Annotated in this window: 26 protein-coding genes; all 26 read right to left on the bottom strand. The window is 62.0% G+C overall.

Translation table 11 applies throughout. The annotated features are described in order from the left end of the window. Positions 1 to 52: 52 nt before the first annotated feature. The gene (gene rpsK / locus AC0L2Z_RS21825) at positions 53 to 442 is read right to left on the bottom strand and encodes a 30S ribosomal protein S11 (protein ID WP_023799279.1); all 390 of its coding nucleotides are present in this window, start codon (positions 440 to 442) and stop codon (positions 53 to 55) included. 131 nt (positions 443 to 573) lie between these two features. Next, positions 574 to 942, bottom strand: coding sequence for a 30S ribosomal protein S13 (rpsM, locus tag AC0L2Z_RS21820; RefSeq protein ID WP_023799280.1), 369 nt, complete (start codon positions 940 to 942; stop codon positions 574 to 576). A gap of 191 nt (positions 943 to 1,133) precedes the next feature. Beyond that, complete coding sequence (locus AC0L2Z_RS21815) at positions 1,134 to 1,754, bottom strand: adenylate kinase (RefSeq protein WP_287176086.1); 621 nt, start codon at positions 1,752 to 1,754, stop codon at positions 1,134 to 1,136. Then, positions 1,751 to 3,091, bottom strand: a complete 1,341-nt coding sequence (secY, locus tag AC0L2Z_RS21810; protein WP_023799282.1) for a preprotein translocase subunit SecY — start codon at positions 3,089 to 3,091, stop codon at positions 1,751 to 1,753. The genes AC0L2Z_RS21815 and secY overlap by 4 nt, the downstream gene beginning before the upstream one ends. 190 nt (positions 3,092 to 3,281) lie before the next feature. Continuing rightward, positions 3,282 to 3,755: a 50S ribosomal protein L15 gene (rplO, locus tag AC0L2Z_RS21805; protein ID WP_027154037.1), complete on the bottom strand. Its 474-nt coding sequence runs from the start codon at positions 3,753 to 3,755 to the stop codon at positions 3,282 to 3,284. 22 nt (positions 3,756 to 3,777) lie between these two features. Next, on the bottom strand, positions 3,778 to 3,975 hold the full coding sequence (gene rpmD / locus AC0L2Z_RS21800; RefSeq protein ID WP_006205449.1) for a 50S ribosomal protein L30: 198 nt from the start codon (positions 3,973 to 3,975) through the stop codon (positions 3,778 to 3,780). 25 nt (positions 3,976 to 4,000) lie between these two features. Continuing rightward, positions 4,001 to 4,564, bottom strand: coding sequence for a 30S ribosomal protein S5 (rpsE, locus tag AC0L2Z_RS21795; protein WP_006333394.1), 564 nt, complete (start codon positions 4,562 to 4,564; stop codon positions 4,001 to 4,003). Positions 4,565 to 4,720: 156 nt separating this feature from the next. After that, positions 4,721 to 5,080 (bottom strand): 50S ribosomal protein L18, encoded by a 360-nt coding sequence (gene rplR / locus AC0L2Z_RS21790; RefSeq protein WP_023799284.1) that lies wholly within the window; start codon positions 5,078 to 5,080, stop codon positions 4,721 to 4,723. 192 nt (positions 5,081 to 5,272) lie between these two features. After that, positions 5,273 to 5,806, bottom strand: a complete 534-nt coding sequence (rplF, locus tag AC0L2Z_RS21785) for a 50S ribosomal protein L6 (RefSeq protein ID WP_023799285.1) — start codon at positions 5,804 to 5,806, stop codon at positions 5,273 to 5,275. A gap of 110 nt (positions 5,807 to 5,916) precedes the next feature. After that, positions 5,917 to 6,315, bottom strand: coding sequence for a 30S ribosomal protein S8 (gene rpsH / locus AC0L2Z_RS21780; protein WP_006205453.1), 399 nt, complete (start codon positions 6,313 to 6,315; stop codon positions 5,917 to 5,919). Between the two features lie 12 nt (positions 6,316 to 6,327). Continuing rightward, entirely contained in the window at positions 6,328 to 6,633 is a 306-nt protein-coding gene (gene rpsN / locus AC0L2Z_RS21775; protein WP_023799286.1) for a 30S ribosomal protein S14, read from the bottom strand. Positions 6,634 to 6,660: 27 nt separating this feature from the next. Further along, complete coding sequence (gene rplE / locus AC0L2Z_RS21770) at positions 6,661 to 7,239, bottom strand: 50S ribosomal protein L5 (RefSeq protein WP_023799287.1); 579 nt, start codon at positions 7,237 to 7,239, stop codon at positions 6,661 to 6,663. Further along, positions 7,232 to 7,546: a 50S ribosomal protein L24 gene (gene rplX, locus AC0L2Z_RS21765; RefSeq protein ID WP_013531428.1), complete on the bottom strand. Its 315-nt coding sequence runs from the start codon at positions 7,544 to 7,546 to the stop codon at positions 7,232 to 7,234. The genes rplE and rplX overlap by 8 nt, the downstream gene beginning before the upstream one ends. Before the next feature lie 12 nt (positions 7,547 to 7,558). Beyond that, on the bottom strand, positions 7,559 to 7,927 hold the full coding sequence (gene rplN, locus AC0L2Z_RS21760; protein ID WP_006205457.1) for a 50S ribosomal protein L14: 369 nt from the start codon (positions 7,925 to 7,927) through the stop codon (positions 7,559 to 7,561). Positions 7,928 to 7,999: 72 nt separating this feature from the next. After that, the gene (rpsQ, locus tag AC0L2Z_RS21755) at positions 8,000 to 8,239 is read right to left on the bottom strand and encodes a 30S ribosomal protein S17 (RefSeq protein ID WP_023799288.1); all 240 of its coding nucleotides are present in this window, start codon (positions 8,237 to 8,239) and stop codon (positions 8,000 to 8,002) included. Between the two features lie 11 nt (positions 8,240 to 8,250). Next, positions 8,251 to 8,451, bottom strand: coding sequence for a 50S ribosomal protein L29 (gene rpmC / locus AC0L2Z_RS21750; protein ID WP_023799289.1), 201 nt, complete (start codon positions 8,449 to 8,451; stop codon positions 8,251 to 8,253). A 12-nt stretch (positions 8,452 to 8,463) separates the two neighbouring features. Beyond that, positions 8,464 to 8,877 (bottom strand): 50S ribosomal protein L16, encoded by a 414-nt coding sequence (rplP, locus tag AC0L2Z_RS21745; protein ID WP_023799290.1) that lies wholly within the window; start codon positions 8,875 to 8,877, stop codon positions 8,464 to 8,466. Between the two features lie 27 nt (positions 8,878 to 8,904). Next, a complete protein-coding gene (gene rpsC / locus AC0L2Z_RS21740; RefSeq protein ID WP_091591196.1) occupies positions 8,905 to 9,630 on the bottom strand; it encodes a 30S ribosomal protein S3 in 726 nt (241 codons plus the stop codon). Then, entirely contained in the window at positions 9,630 to 10,019 is a 390-nt protein-coding gene (gene rplV, locus AC0L2Z_RS21735; protein ID WP_023799292.1) for a 50S ribosomal protein L22, read from the bottom strand. The genes rpsC and rplV overlap by 1 nt, the downstream gene beginning before the upstream one ends. A gap of 2 nt (positions 10,020 to 10,021) precedes the next feature. Then, on the bottom strand, positions 10,022 to 10,300 hold the full coding sequence (gene rpsS / locus AC0L2Z_RS21730) for a 30S ribosomal protein S19 (RefSeq protein WP_006205463.1): 279 nt from the start codon (positions 10,298 to 10,300) through the stop codon (positions 10,022 to 10,024). Positions 10,301 to 10,316: 16 nt separating this feature from the next. After that, entirely contained in the window at positions 10,317 to 11,150 is an 834-nt protein-coding gene (gene rplB / locus AC0L2Z_RS21725; RefSeq protein ID WP_027154041.1) for a 50S ribosomal protein L2, read from the bottom strand. Between the two features lie 23 nt (positions 11,151 to 11,173). Beyond that, positions 11,174 to 11,467 (bottom strand): 50S ribosomal protein L23, encoded by a 294-nt coding sequence (locus AC0L2Z_RS21720; RefSeq protein ID WP_010909275.1) that lies wholly within the window; start codon positions 11,465 to 11,467, stop codon positions 11,174 to 11,176. Further along, positions 11,464 to 12,084, bottom strand: a complete 621-nt coding sequence (rplD, locus tag AC0L2Z_RS21715; protein WP_027154042.1) for a 50S ribosomal protein L4 — start codon at positions 12,082 to 12,084, stop codon at positions 11,464 to 11,466. Before rplD ends, AC0L2Z_RS21720 begins: the two co-directional genes overlap by 4 nt. Further along, a complete protein-coding gene (rplC, locus tag AC0L2Z_RS21710) occupies positions 12,084 to 12,830 on the bottom strand; it encodes a 50S ribosomal protein L3 (protein ID WP_091591200.1) in 747 nt (248 codons plus the stop codon). Before rplC ends, rplD begins: the two co-directional genes overlap by 1 nt. A gap of 141 nt (positions 12,831 to 12,971) precedes the next feature. Continuing rightward, complete coding sequence (rpsJ, locus tag AC0L2Z_RS21705; protein ID WP_006205468.1) at positions 12,972 to 13,280, bottom strand: 30S ribosomal protein S10; 309 nt, start codon at positions 13,278 to 13,280, stop codon at positions 12,972 to 12,974. A 63-nt stretch (positions 13,281 to 13,343) separates the two neighbouring features. Then, positions 13,344 to 13,419, bottom strand: a 76-nt coding sequence (locus AC0L2Z_RS21700; RefSeq protein ID WP_454589835.1) for an EF-Tu C-terminal domain-related protein, incomplete at its 5' end; no start/stop codon positions are given.

Genomic DNA, 13,419 nt, shown 5'->3' with positions numbered 1-13,419 from the left:
CCAAACCGCTGCGCTCTCGGTTCAGGCCCGAGGCAATGCTTGGGCGACAATCTTAGACGCGGCGCTTCTTGCGCGGGCGGCAGCCATTGTGCGGGATCGGCGTCACATCACGGATCGAGGTGATGGTGAAGCCGGCTGCCTGCAATGCGCGCAGCGCCGATTCACGACCCGAGCCCGGTCCGCAGACCTCGACCTCAAGCATGCGCATGCCGTGTTCCTGGGCCTTCTTGGCAACGTCCTCGGCAGCCATCTGGGCAGCGAACGGGGTCGACTTGCGAGATCCCTTGAAGCCCTGGGCTCCCGCCGACGACCAGGCAATCGAATTGCCCTGCGCGTCGGTGATGGTGATCATCGTGTTGTTGAAGGTCGAGTTGACGTGGGCAACGCCCGACGAGATATTCTTGCGTTCGCGACGGCGAACACGTGTGGCTTCCTTGGCCATGATGGTCCTTTCAGTTGATCTCTACACCGCCGTAATGCCAGCGGCTCCACCAGGGAGAAGGCAGTAGGGGAGTACGGCAGTATGTCTGCCGATCCTATTGCCTTACTGCCCTACTCCCGTACTGCCCTAAATTACTTCTTCTTGCCGGCGATCGACTTGGCCGGACCCTTGCGGGTGCGCGCATTGGTATGCGTGCGCTGGCCGCGAACCGGCAGCGAGCGGCGATGACGCAGGCCGCGATAGCAGCCGAGGTCCATGAGCCGCTTGATGTTCATCGACACTTCGCGGCGCAGATCGCCCTCGACCTGGTAGTCACGGTCGATCGTCTCGCGGATCTGCAGCACTTCCGCGTCGGTCAGCTGGTTGACGCGGCGCTCGGCCGGGATGCCGACCTTGTCAACGATCTCCTGGGCGAAGCTCTTGCCAATGCCGTGAATGTACTGAAGCGCAATGACGACGCGCTTGTTGGTCGGAATGTTGACGCCGGCTATACGAGCCATGTTCTTCTCTTCTCCATGTGGGCCGGACAAGCCGGCGCGGTCAAAGTTGCCCCGCGTCCGGTGGAGGCCGGCCCATGCGGGAGTTTCCAGTTCAAAGCGGCTGCCTTGCCCTTGCGGGCAAGCAAGCCTCATGCCTGATAGGAAGACGGGCCGCCATACCCCAGCGAACCGCTCCAGTCAAGCGCAATCGTTTATTTTCCGTTCGCAGACCGTTGCGCCGCCGCTGGGGTCGCAGCCGTGAGCACCGCTTCGATCTGCCGCGTCACCGCATCGATGTCGGCCATGCCGTCGACACCTCTCAGCTTGCCCTTGGCATAGTAATAGCCGATCAGCGGCGACGTCTTCTTGTAGTACTCCTTCAGGCGCTCTTCGAACACCGCCGGATTGTCGTCCTTCCGTACCGGCAGACCCGCGGCCTTGGCCTCTTCGGCGCGCTTGCCGATTCGGCCAACCAGCGCCTTGTCGTCGACGACAAGTTCGATGACGGCGTCGAGAGTGAGGCGGCGAGCCGAGAGCATCGATTCAACCGCGTCCGCTTGCACCAGGGTTCGCGGATATCCGTCAAGGATGAATCCCCTTGCGCAATCGGCCTGATCGATACGCTCGGCGACGATAGCGTTGACAATGGCGTCGGAAACCAGTTCGCCAGCGTCCATCACCGCCTTGGCCCTTTTGCCGACTTCGGTGCCGGCCTGGACAGCAGCGCGCAGCATATCGCCCGTCGAGAGTTGGGGAATGCCGTATTTTTCTACCAGTCTTTGTGCTTGTGTCCCCTTGCCCGCCCCTGGCGGCCCAAGCAATATCAACCTCATCTGGCTTTCTTCCCCCCGCGCAACTTCGACTTCTTGATCAGGCCCTCATACTGGTGCGCGATCAGGTGACCCTGAATTTGCGCCACCGTGTCGAGCGTTACACTGACCACGATCAGAAGCGATGTGCCACCGAGGTAGAATGGTACGCCAGTCGCTGAAATCAGGAACTCGGGCAGCAGACACACCAGCACCAGATAGATGGCGCCGACGACAGTTATGCGGGTAAGGACATAATCGATGTAATCGGCGGTGCGCTCGCCCGGACGGTAGCCCGGAATGAAACCCGAATGCTTCTTGAGCTGGTCGGCGGTGTCCTTCGGGTTGAAGACGATCGCCGTATAGAAGAAGGCGAAAAACACGATCATCGCCGCATAAAACGCCATGTAGAGCGGCTGGCCATGACCAAGTGCCGCCAGGACGGTGCTGGCCCAGGCTGGCATGTTGGTCGTCTGCGAGAAGCCGGCGACCGTCGCCGGCAGCAACAGCAGCGAAGAGGCGAAGATCGGCGGAATGACGCCGGCCGTGTTGAGCTTGAGCGGCAGGTGCGAGGTGTCGCCCTGGAACATGCGGTTGCCGACCTGGCGCTTGGGATACTGGATCAGCAAGCGCCGCTGGGCGCGCTCGAAGAACACGATCAGCGCGATGACGACGACGGCAAGAACGATGATCGCCAGGATCAGGCCGGTCGACAGCGCGCCGGTACGGCCAAGTTCCAGCGTACCGGAGATGGCTTGCGGCAGGCCAGCGACGATGCCGGCAAAGATGATCAGCGAAATGCCGTTGCCGATGCCGCGGGCGGTGATCTGCTCGCCGAGCCACATCAGGAACATGGTGCCGCCGACCAGCGTGATGACGGTCGAGATGCGGAAGAACATGCCGGGATCGCTGACGATGCCGCTGCCGCCTTCCAGGCCGACCGCAATGCCGTAGGCCTGGACCAGCGCCAAAAGCACGGTGCCGTAGCGGGTATACTGGTTGATGACCTTGCGGCCCTGCTCGCCTTCCTTCTTCAGCGACTCCAGTGACGGGATGACGGAGGTCATCAGCTGCATGATGATGGAAGCGGAGATATAGGGCATGATGCCGAGGGCAAAGATCGCCATGCGCTCGACGGCGCCACCGGCGAACATGTTGAACATGCCAAGCACGCCCTTGCTCTGCGACGAGAAGGCCTGGGCGAAAGCGTCGGGATTGATGCCGGGCAGCGGGATATAGGTGCCGAGGCGGTAGACGAGCAGCGCGCCAACGGTGAACCAGATGCGCTTCTTCAGATCCTCCGCCTTGGCGAAGGCCGAGAAATTCAGATTCGAGGCTAGTTGTTCAGCAGCCGAAGCCATGCCTGATTCTCCGCTTGGTCACGCTCGATGGCCCGCAACTCAGGCGGCGCGTGTCACCGAAGCTCACGAGATAAGCTCCGGACTGCAAACATGCAAGCGGCCGCGTTGACGCGGCCGCCATATTGATCGGATCAAAGCGCAATCAAAAGCGAAACGTGTCCCGCTCTGCCGATCGCGCTTCAACTCGCCGTTACTCGGCTGCTGCCTTTTCCGGCAGCTTCACCGAACCGCCGGCCTTTTCGATCTTCTCGATGGCAGCCTTGGAGGCGCCGGCCACGTCGAAGGCAAGCTTCGACTTGATCTCGCCGTCGGAGAGGATGCGCACGCCGTCCTTGACGCGGCGGATGACGCCGGCCGCGACCAGCGCTTCGGCGGTCACGGTCGTCTTGGCGTCGAGCTTCTTGGCATCGAGCGCAGCCTGGATGCGGGCCAGCGACACGACGGCAAAGCTCTTGGCGAAGATGTTGTTGAAGCCACGCTTCGGCAAGCGCCGGTAGAGCGGCATCTGGCCACCCTCGAAGCCGTTGACGGCGACGCCGGAGCGCGCCTTCTGGCCCTTGACGCCGCGACCGGCGGTCTTGCCCGAGCCGGAGCCGATGCCGCGGCCGAGACGCTTCCTGGAATGCGTCGCGCCGTCCTTGTCACGCAGATCGTTGAGTTTCATCTGAGTTCTCCTGCGCTCTGGTTCAGCCCTCGTCCACGACGCGGACGAGATGCTGGACGGCAGCGATCATGCCGCGCACGGAGGGGGTGTCCTCCAGCGTGCGCTGCTTGTGCATCTTGTTGAGGCCGAGGCCGACCAGCGTCGCGCGCTGCTCCTTCGGCCGGCGGATCGGCGAACCGATCTGCTCGACGGTGATGGTCTTGGTTGCTTTCTTGGCCATGGTCAATATCCCTGGTCAGCGTCGACTATTCTTCGGCCGCAACGGCGGTGCCGCGGCGGGCCTGAAGGGTCGAATACTTGATGCCGCGCGCGGCAGCCACATCCTTGGGATGCATCTGGCTCTTCAGCGCGTCGAAGGTGGCGCGAACCATGTTGTAGGGGTTCGACGAACCCATCGACTTGGCGACCACGTCATGCATGCCGAGCGTCTCGAAGACGGCGCGCATCGGGCCGCCGGCGATGATGCCGGTACCCTGCTTGGCAGCGCGCAGCAGAACGCGTCCGGCGCCCCAGCGTCCTTCGACGTCGTGATGCAGCGTACGGCCCGAGCGCAGCGGCACGAAGATCATGTCGCGCTTGGCCGATTCGGTCGCCTTGCGGATCGCCTCCGGCACTTCGCGCGCCTTGCCATGACCGAAGCCGACGCGGCCCTTCTGGTCGCCAACGACGACGAGTGCTGCAAAGCCGAAGCGCCGGCCGCCCTTGACGACCTTGGCGACGCGGTTGATGTGGACGAGCTTGTCCACCATGCCGTCGTCGCGCTCTTCGCGATCACGGCCGCGGCCGCCATCCCTACGTTCCTGTGCCATATCCTGTTCCTTGTTTTTTTCCGGAAGCACGGTTGAAGATGATATCCGGTTCCCTCTGTGGGTTGCCGGGAGCGAAAATCATTTTTCCCTTCGCATGATCTTATCCGAAAAGTCTGCAACTTATTGCTGCGCTGACCTCCGGTTCAGGATCATGCTTTAGAAGCTCAAGCCACCTTCACGGGCGGCCTCGGCCAGCGCCTTGACGCGGCCGTGATAGATGTACGGTCCGCGGTCGAAGACGACTTCCTTGACGCCGGCCTTCGAAGCGCGCTCGGCAATCAGCTTGCCGATTGCCACAGCGGCGGCAGTGTCGGCACCGGTCTTGAGCGAACCCTTGAGGTCCTTCTCCAGCGTCGAGGCGGCAGCGATGGTGTGGCCCTTGGCGTCGTCGATGACCTGGACGTAGATGTTCTTCGACGTGCGGTGGACCGACAGACGCGGACGCTCGCCAGCGACCTTCTTGATCTGGCGGCGGACGCGCTGAGCGCGGCGTTGGGTGGAGTCTTTCGAGCCCATGATATCAGTTCCTTGCCTTCAAAAAACGGGGGCAACCCTGTGCGGTAGGACAAGCCTCCCGCGACCGCTCCCCGCGGCGTTGATTTGCAGTGCATGGTGAATGGAAAAATGGTGAAAGGTAGAAACCAGGTGCCGTCCGGCTCCTGCCCATCCTACTGCCATTTTACCATTCACCATCCACCATTGACGAAATTACTTCTTCTTGCCTTCCTTGCGGACGATCTTCTCGCCAGCGTAACGAACGCCCTTGCCCTTGTACGGCTCAGGACCGCGATATTCGCGGATCTCGGCAGCGACCTGACCGACCTTCTGCTTGTCGATGCCGGTCACGGTGATTTCCGTCGGCTTCGGCACGGTGATGGTGATGTCCTGCGGCGTTTCGTAGACGACGTCATGGCTGAAGCCGAGCGCCAGCTGCAGGTTCTTGCCCTGCATGGCGGCGCGATAGCCAACGCCGGTGATCTCGAGCTTCTTTTCGAAACCGTCCTTGACGCCCTGCAGGATGTTGACGATCTGCGTGCGCGACATGCCCCATTTGGAACGGGCGGTCTTGGTCTGGTCGCGTGGCTGGACAGCGATCTCGCTGCCTTCCATCTTGACCAGCACTTCGTCGTTGACCACGAACTTCAGCTCACCCTTGGGGCCCTTCGCCGTGACGGTCTGGCCGTCGACGGTCGCGGTCACGCCCTGCGGCAGCGAAACGGGTTTCTTTCCAATACGAGACATTTTGTTGTCCTCGTCACTTCTCTTGTTTCAGGTCTCTGTTTCGAGCGTGATCTTGTCCGAATCCGGGTTCCACGTTCACTGCGTGGTTCGGTTCGGGATCGCGCTACAGATCAGAAGATCTGGCAGAGGATTTCCCCGCCGACATTCTGTTCACGCGCTTCGTGGTCGGCCATCACGCCCTTCGGCGTCGAAAGGATGGCGATGCCGAGGCCGTTGGCGACGTGCGGGATCGACTTCGCCGAAACGTAAACGCGACGGCCCGGCTTCGAGACGCGGGCGATTTCGCGCACCACCGGCGCACCGTCGAAATACTTCAGCTCGATCTCGATTTCGGACTTGCCGTTGTCGAAGTCGGTCTGGCTGTAGTCGCGGATATAGCCTTCCGCCTTCAGCACGTCGAGGACGCGGGTGCGCAGGCGCGAGGCCGGCGTCGAAACGCTCGACTTCTTGCGGCCATAGGCGTTGCGGATGCGGGTCAGCATATCGCCGAGAGGATCGCTCAATGACATGTTATGTCCTCCTTACCAGCTCGACTTGACCAGGCCCGGGATCTGGCCGTTATTGCCGAGATCACGAAGCGCGATGCGCGATACTTTGAGCTTGCGATAATAGGCACGCGGACGCCCGGTGACTTCGCAGCGGTTGCGGATGCGGATCTTGGCCGAGTTGCGCGGCAGTGCCGCAAGCTTCAGCTGAGCGCGGAAGCGCTCTTCCATCGGCTTGGACTGATCCATGATGATCGCCTTGAGGACCTTACGCTTGGCAGCGTACTGGTCCACAAGCTTGCGGCGCCTGTTGTTCTTCTCGACTGAGCTGGTCTTTGCCATTTCAGATTTTTCCTTTTCTCGCTGCCGTTACTGGCGGAAGGGGAAGTTGAAGGCCTTGAGCAATGCCCTGGCTTCGTCGTCCGTCTTCGCAGTCGTACAAACGATGACGTCCATGCCCCAGATCTGATCAACCTTGTCGTAGTTGATCTCCGGGAACACGATGTGTTCCTTGATGCCCATGGCATAGTTGCCACGGCCATCGAAGCTCTTCGGATTGAGCCCGCGGAAGTCGCGGACGCGCGGCAGCGCGATGTTCACGAGGCGGTCGAGGAACTCGTACATGCGTTCCTTGCGCAGCGTGACCTTGGCGCCGATCGGCATCTTTTCGCGGACCTTGAAGCCGGCGATCGAGTTGCGCGCATGGGTGACGACGGCCTTCTGGCCGGCGATCAGCGCCAGATCTTCCGCTGCGATCGAAGGCTTCTTCGAGTCGCCGGTCGCCTCGCCGACGCCCATGTTCAGCACGATCTTGTCGATGCGCGGAACCTGCATCTCGTTCTCGTAGCCGAACTGCTCCTGCAGCGCCTTGCGGATGGTCTCGTTGTAGACCTGCTTGAGGCGCGGCGTGTTCTGGGCAGTCGCCTGCTTGGTTTGAGCCTTAGCCATTGATGACTTCTCCCGAGCGCTTGGCGACGCGCACCTTCTTGCCGTCCTTCTGGAAGATAAAGCCGACACGGGTCGGCTTGCCATCCTTGGGGTCGGCCAGCGCGATGTTCGACAGCTGGATCGGCGCTTCCTTGGTGATGATCCCGCCCTCTTGGGACTGGGACTGCTTCTGGTGACGACGGATCATGTTGACGCCGCGCACCAGCGCGGTGTCTTCCTTCGGCTGTACCGAGAGGACTTCGCCCGAACGGCCCTTGTCCTTGCCGGCCAGCACGACGACCTTGTCGCCTTTTCTAATCTTCTGCATTGGTCCGGCTCCTTACAGCACTTCAGGCGCGAGCGAGATGATCTTCATGTGGTTCTTGGCGCGGAGTTCGCGCGGAACCGGTCCGAAGATACGCGTGCCGATCGGCTCTTTCTTGTTGTCGACGAGAACGGCCGCGTTCTTGTCGAAACGGATCACGCTGCCGTCCGGGCGGCGGATGTCCTTGGCCGTGCGAACCACGACCGCCTTCATCACATCGCCCTTCTTGACGCGGCCGCGCGGGATGGCTTCCTTGATCGACACCACGATGATGTCGCCCACGGAAGCGTATTTCCGCTTCGAGCCGCCCAGCACCTTGATGCACATGACACGACGGGCGCCGGAATTATCCGCGACGTCGAGGTTTGTTTGCATCTGAATCATGACTGGCCGCCTTCTTCTCTTCTAGCGGGACGGGCGCAAAGCCCCTCCCCGGTCTGTCCAAAATTCGTTGTTTTACGCCTGGTCCGAAGACACGACGGTCCAGCGCTTGTCCTTGGAAATCGGCTTCGATTCCTGGATGAACACCTGATCGCCGACCTTGTGGGCGTTGTTCTCGTCGTGCGCCTTGTACTTCTTGGTCATGCGCACGGTCTTCTTCATCACGGGATGCGTGAAGCGCCGTTCGACCTTGACGACAACCGTCTTCTCGTTTTTGTCGCTGACGACGGTGCCCTGCAGAATGCGCTTTGGCATGGTTTTCGTCCTTAAGCCTTCTTAGCCGCGGATTTTTCCGCAGCGATGGTCTTGATACGCGCAATGTCCTTGCGGACCTGCCTCACGCGCGCGGTCTTCTCGAGCTGGCCGGTGGCCTTCTGGAAGCGCAGGTTGAACTGCTCCTTCTTCAGGCTGGCCAATTCGTCGGTCAGCTGGTCCTGGGTCTTGGTCCGGATGTCTTCGGCTTTCATGATCAGCCCGTCCTATTCTGCGATGCGCTGTACGAAGCGCGTCCTGACCGAGAGCTTGGCCGCGCCGAGACGCAGCGCCTCACGGGCGGTTTCCTCATTGACGCCGTCGATCTCGAACATGATGCGACCAGGCTTGACGCGCGCCGCCCAATAATCGACCGCGCCCTTACCCTTGCCCATGCGGACTTCGGTCGGCTTCGACGTCACCGGCACGTCCGGGAAGATACGGATCCAGACGCGGCCGGCGCGCTTCATCTCGCGGGTAATCGCGCGGCGGGCCGCCTCGATCTCACGCGCGGTGACGCGGTTCGGCTCAAGCGCCTTCAGCCCGAAACCGCCGAAATCCAGATTGGTGCCACCCTTGGCGGCACCATGGATACGACCCTTGAACTGCTTGCGGAACTTTGTGCGCTTTGGCTGCAGCATCGTTCTAACTCCAAATTCTCAACTGTCTCAGGCGTTTTCGCGACGGCGACCGCGTTCGCGCTCACCACCACCGCCATGCGCATGATCGCCCTCGGTGGCGCGCCGCTCCGAAGCCATCGGGTCGTGCTCGAGGATTTCGCCCTTGAACACCCAGACCTTGACACCGCAGATGCCGTAGGCGGTGTGTGCTTCGGCCGTGCCGTAGTCGACATCGGCGCGCAGCGTATGCAGCGGCACGCGACCTTCGCGATACCATTCCATGCGCGCGATCTCGGCGCCGCCGAGACGGCCGGCGCAGTTGATGCGGATGCCTTCGGCACCAAGGCGCATCGCCGACTGCACGGCGCGCTTCATGGCGCGGCGGAACGCGATACGGCGCTCGAGCTGCTGGGCGATCGACTGGGCGACCAACGTCGCGTCGATCTCGGGCTTACGCACTTCGACGATGTTCAAATGCGTCTCGGACTTCGTCATCTCCATCAGCTTCCTGCGAAGCTTCTCGATGTCGGCGCCCTTCTTGCCGATGATCAGGCCCGGACGCGCCGCATGGATGGTGACGCGGCACTTCTTGTGCGGACGCTCGATCACGACCTTCGAAATCGCAGCCTGCTTGAGTTCCTTCTCAAGATAGTTGCGGATCTTGATGTCCTCGTGCAGCAGCTTGCCGTACTCGCCGGTGTTGGCGAACCAGCGCGAATCCCAGGTGCGGTTGATGCCGAGACGCAGACCGATCGGATTGATTTTCTGGCCCATTATGCGGCCTCCACTTTTTCTTCGACTTCACGAACGACGATCGTGAGGTGCGAGAACGGCTTCTCGATACGGCTGGCGCGGCCACGGCCACGGGCATGGAACCGCTTCATGACGATCGACTTGCCGACATAGGCTTCCGCCACGATCAGCGCATCGACGTCGAGGTCGTGGTTGTTTTCCGCGTTGGCGATCGCCGATTCCAGCGTCTTCTTGACCGTGCCGGAAATCCGCTTGGCCGAGAATTCGAGATCGGAGAGCGCTGTCGCGACCTTCTTGCCGCGGATCAGCGCGGCAACCAGGTTCAGCTTCTGCGGGCTGATACGGATCGTGCGCAACACGGCGCGCGCTTCGTTGTCAGCAAGCCTGCGCGGAGCTTTGGCCTTGCCCATGATTATTTCCTCTTCGCCTTCTTATCCGCGCCGTGACCGTAATAGGTCCGGGTCGGAGCGAATTCACCGAACTTGTGGCCGACCATGTCCTCGTTCACCGAAACGGGAACGTGCTTCTGGCCGTTGTAGACACCGAAGGTGAAGCCGACGAACTGCGGCAGGATGGTGGAGCGACGGCTCCACATCTTGATCACCTCATTGCGACCACCTTCACGAACCTTGTCCACCTTCTTGAGAAGGTAGCCGTCGATGAAGGGGCCTTTCCAAATCGAACGAGTCACTTGGCGTTACCTCTTCTTAGCTCTTGCGCTGATGGCGCGAGCGCAGGATGAACTTGTCGGTCGCCTTATTGGACCGCGTCTTCTTGCCCTTGGTCGGCTTGCCCCAAGGCGAAACCGGATGGCGGCCACCCGAGGTGCGGCCTTCGCCGCCGCCGTGCGGATGGTCGACCGGGTTCATGGTCACGCCGCGGTTGTGCGGACGTTTTCCCCGCCACACCGTGCGGCCTGCCTTGCCGTCATTGATGTTGCCGTGGTCCGGGTTGGACACGGCGCCGACAGTGGCCATGCACGAGCCGTGGACGACACGCTGCTCGCCGGAGTTGAGGCGCAGGATCGCCATGCCCTGGTCACGGCCGACGAGCTGGGCATAACCGCCAGCCGAACGGGCAACCTGGGCGCCCTTGCCCGGCTTCAGCTCGATGTTGTGGACGATCGTGCCGACCGGCATCGAGGCCAGCGGCATCGCATTGCCCGGCTTCACGTCGACCGCTTCGCCGGCCACGATCTTGTCGCCGGCAGCAAGGCGCTGCGGAGCGATGATGTAGGACAGCTCGCCATCGTCATACTTGATCAGCGCGATGAAGGCGCTGCGGTTCGGATCGTATTCGATACGCTCGACCGTGCCGACAATGTCGAACTTGCGGCGCTTGAAGTCGATGATGCGGTACGTACGCTTGTGACCGCCGCCGATGAAGCGGGCCGTGATGCGGCCGTAATTGTTGCGGCCGCCCGATTTGGTCAGGCCCTGGGTCAGGCCCTTGACGGGCTTGCCCTTGTAGAGGCCCGAGCGGTCGACGATGACCAGCTGGCGGGTGCTCGGCGTTATCGGGTTGAATTTTTTCAGTGCCATGTCTGTTGTCCTCGCGGTCTTGCTCAGAGACCCGTCGCGACGTCGATCGACTGGCCGTCGGCCAGCGTCACAATCGCCTTCTTGACGTCGCTCTGGCGGCCGATCGTGCCGCGGAAGCGCTTGATCTTGCCCTTGCGGACAAGCGTGTTCACGGCCATCACCTTGACGCCGAACAGCGCTTCGACGGCAGCCTTGATTTCCGGCTTCGACGCCTTCTTGGCGACGTTGAAGACGACCTGGTTCTGCTCGGAAGCCATGGTCGACTTTTCGGTGATCGCCGGCGAGACGATCACGTCGTAGTGACGAAGGTCGGTCATTTGAAGCGCTCCTCGAGAGCCTCGACGGCGGCCTTCGAAAGGACCAGCGTGCCGCGGCGCAGAATGTCGTAGACGTTGATGCCCTGGATGGGCAGCACGTCGATGTTCGGGATGTTCGTCGCCGCCAGCTTGAAATTCTTGTCGAGCTCGGCACCGCCGATCAGCAGGGCGTTGGACAGGCCCAGCGTCGCGAAATTCGCGATCAGCGCCTTGGTCTTGGCCTCGGTCAGCATCAGCTCATCGATGATGATGAGCGAGGCGCTCTTGGCCTTGGCCGAGAGAGCATGCTTGAGGCCCAGCGCACGCACCTTCTTCGGCAAATCGTGCTCGTGGCTGCGGACGACCGGGCCGTGGGCCTTGCCGCCGCCGCGGAACTGCGGAGCGCGTGCCGAATGGTGACGGGCGCGGCCCGTCCCCTTCTGCTTGTACATCTTGGCGCCGGTGCGGGCGATCTCGGCGCGACCCTTGGTCTTGTGCGTGCCCTGCTGCTTCTTGGCAAGCTGCCAGCGCACGACGCGCTGCAGGATGTCCTCGCGCGGATCAAGGCCGAAAATCTCCTCGGAGAGTTTCACCTTGCCGGCGTCCTTGCCGCCAAGCGTTGTGATCTTGAGGTCCATTATTCCGCTCCCTCTGTGGCCGGGGCATCTACTGTGGCCGGGGCATCGTTCTTGGCGCCATCATTGGTTGCAATGGCGCGGATTGCGGCGGGCTTCGGCGCATTGGCCGGCAGCGCAACCTTGGCTGCGTCACGGACCAGGATCCAGGCGCCCTTCGAACCGGGAACCGCGCCGCGGATCAGGATCAGACCGCGATCGGCATCGGTCGAGACGACCTCGACATTCTGCGTGGTGACGCGGGTGTCACCCATGTGGCCGGCCATATGCTTGCCCTTGAACACCTTGCCCGGGTCCTGGCGCTGGCCGGTCGAGCCGTGCGTACGGTGCGAGACCGAGTTGCCGTGGGTCGCGCGGCCGCCGCCCATGTGGTGCCGCTTGATGACGCCCTGGAAACCCTTGCCGATCGTGGTTCCCGTCACATCGACCTTCTGGCCGACGACGAAATGATCGACGGTGATCTCGGCGCCGACATCGATCATGTTGTCGGCGGAGACGCGGAACTCGGCAACCTTGGCCTTCGGCTCGACGGAAGCGGTCGCGAAATGGCCGCGCATCGCCTTCGACGTGTTCTTCACCTTGGCAAGGCCAACGCCGAGCTGGACGGCGGTATAGCCGTTCTTCTCCTGCGTGCGCTGCGCCACGACCTGGCAGTTCTCCATCTGGAGAACGGTGACGGGAACATGTTCCCCGGCATCGTTGTAGATGCGGGTCATTCCCACCTTCTTTGCAATCACACCTGAACGCATCGGTTCATTCCTTTAGAGTTCCCTGTCGGGGCTGTCGCCCCTCCACGCCTCTTGTTCCTTCAGAGTTCCCTGTCGGGGCTTGTCGCCCCTCCACGCCTCTTGTTCCTTCAGAGTTCCGGGTCGCCCCGCCGCTCTGGTTCCTTAGAGCTTGATCTCAACGTCGACACCGGCGGCAAGATCGAGCTTCATCAAAGCGTCGACCGTCTGCGGGGTCGGATCGACGATGTCGAGCAGACGCTTGTGCGTGCGCATCTCGAACTGCTCGCGGCTCTTCTTGTCGACGTGAGGCGACCGGTTGACCGTGAACTTTTCGATCCGCGTCGGCAGCGGAATGGGGCCGCGGACGTTGGCGCCGGTACGCTTGGCCGTCGACACGATTTCCCGCGTCGAGGCGTCAAGCACCCGGTGATCAAACGCCTTCAGGCGGATGCGGATATTCTGTCCGTTCATGCGTCACTTCCTTGTTCTGGCGCGGCGCGGGCAGCGCCCGCGACAGATCGGTTTAAGTCCAAATTACTCTTTGATGGTGACGACGATGCCGGCACCGACGGTGCGGCCGCCTTCACGGATGGCGAAGCGCAGCTTCTCT

The sequence above is a fragment of the Mesorhizobium sp. WSM4850 genome (genome assembly GCF_055811735.1).
This window is presented reverse-complemented; position numbering and strand designations above follow the sequence as displayed.

Excerpts from the sequence above, each read along its gene's own strand:
- rplV (WP_023799292.1), bottom strand. The coding sequence starts at position 10,019 with ATGGGCAAGGCCAAAGCTCCGCGCAGGCTTGCTGACAACGAAGCGCGC.
- rpsQ (WP_023799288.1), bottom strand. The coding sequence starts at position 8,239 with ATGCCAAAGCGCATTCTGCAGGGCACCGTCGTCAGCGACAAAAACGAG.
- rpmC (WP_023799289.1), bottom strand. The coding sequence starts at position 8,451 with ATGAAAGCCGAAGACATCCGGACCAAGACCCAGGACCAGCTGACCGAC.
- rplP (WP_023799290.1), bottom strand. The coding sequence starts at position 8,877 with ATGCTGCAGCCAAAGCGCACAAAGTTCCGCAAGCAGTTCAAGGGTCGT.
- rpsK (WP_023799279.1), bottom strand. The coding sequence starts at position 442 with ATGGCCAAGGAAGCCACACGTGTTCGCCGTCGCGAACGCAAGAATATC.
- rpsC (WP_091591196.1), bottom strand. The coding sequence starts at position 9,630 with ATGGGCCAGAAAATCAATCCGATCGGTCTGCGTCTCGGCATCAACCGC.
- rplX (WP_013531428.1), bottom strand. The coding sequence starts at position 7,546 with ATGCAGAAGATTAGAAAAGGCGACAAGGTCGTCGTGCTGGCCGGCAAG.
- rplO (WP_027154037.1), bottom strand. The coding sequence starts at position 3,755 with ATGAAACTCAACGATCTGCGTGACAAGGACGGCGCGACGCATTCCAGG.
- rpsM (WP_023799280.1), bottom strand. The coding sequence starts at position 942 with ATGGCTCGTATAGCCGGCGTCAACATTCCGACCAACAAGCGCGTCGTC.
- AC0L2Z_RS21720 (WP_010909275.1), bottom strand. The coding sequence starts at position 11,467 with ATGACCGACCTTCGTCACTACGACGTGATCGTCTCGCCGGCGATCACC.
- rpsJ (WP_006205468.1), bottom strand. The coding sequence starts at position 13,280 with ATGAACGGACAGAATATCCGCATCCGCCTGAAGGCGTTTGATCACCGG.
- rplC (WP_091591200.1), bottom strand. The coding sequence starts at position 12,830 with ATGCGTTCAGGTGTGATTGCAAAGAAGGTGGGAATGACCCGCATCTAC.
- rplE (WP_023799287.1), bottom strand. The coding sequence starts at position 7,239 with ATGGCTAAGGCTCAAACCAAGCAGGCGACTGCCCAGAACACGCCGCGC.
- AC0L2Z_RS21815 (WP_287176086.1), bottom strand. The coding sequence starts at position 1,754 with ATGAGGTTGATATTGCTTGGGCCGCCAGGGGCGGGCAAGGGGACACAA.
- rplB (WP_027154041.1), bottom strand. The coding sequence starts at position 11,150 with ATGGCACTGAAAAAATTCAACCCGATAACGCCGAGCACCCGCCAGCTG.
- rpsE (WP_006333394.1), bottom strand. The coding sequence starts at position 4,564 with ATGGCACAGGAACGTAGGGATGGCGGCCGCGGCCGTGATCGCGAAGAG.
- secY (WP_023799282.1), bottom strand. The coding sequence starts at position 3,091 with ATGGCTTCGGCTGCTGAACAACTAGCCTCGAATCTGAATTTCTCGGCC.
- rplF (WP_023799285.1), bottom strand. The coding sequence starts at position 5,806 with ATGTCTCGTATTGGAAAGAAACCCGTTTCGCTGCCGCAGGGCGTGACC.
- rplR (WP_023799284.1), bottom strand. The coding sequence starts at position 5,080 with ATGGGCTCGAAAGACTCCACCCAACGCCGCGCTCAGCGCGTCCGCCGC.
- rpsH (WP_006205453.1), bottom strand. The coding sequence starts at position 6,315 with ATGTCATTGAGCGATCCTCTCGGCGATATGCTGACCCGCATCCGCAAC.
- rpsN (WP_023799286.1), bottom strand. The coding sequence starts at position 6,633 with ATGGCAAAGACCAGCTCAGTCGAGAAGAACAACAGGCGCCGCAAGCTT.
- rplN (WP_006205457.1), bottom strand. The coding sequence starts at position 7,927 with ATGATTCAGATGCAAACAAACCTCGACGTCGCGGATAATTCCGGCGCC.
- rpmD (WP_006205449.1), bottom strand. The coding sequence starts at position 3,975 with ATGGCCAAGAAAGCAACCAAGACCATCACCGTCGAGCAGATCGGTTCG.
- rplD (WP_027154042.1), bottom strand. The coding sequence starts at position 12,084 with ATGGACCTCAAGATCACAACGCTTGGCGGCAAGGACGCCGGCAAGGTG.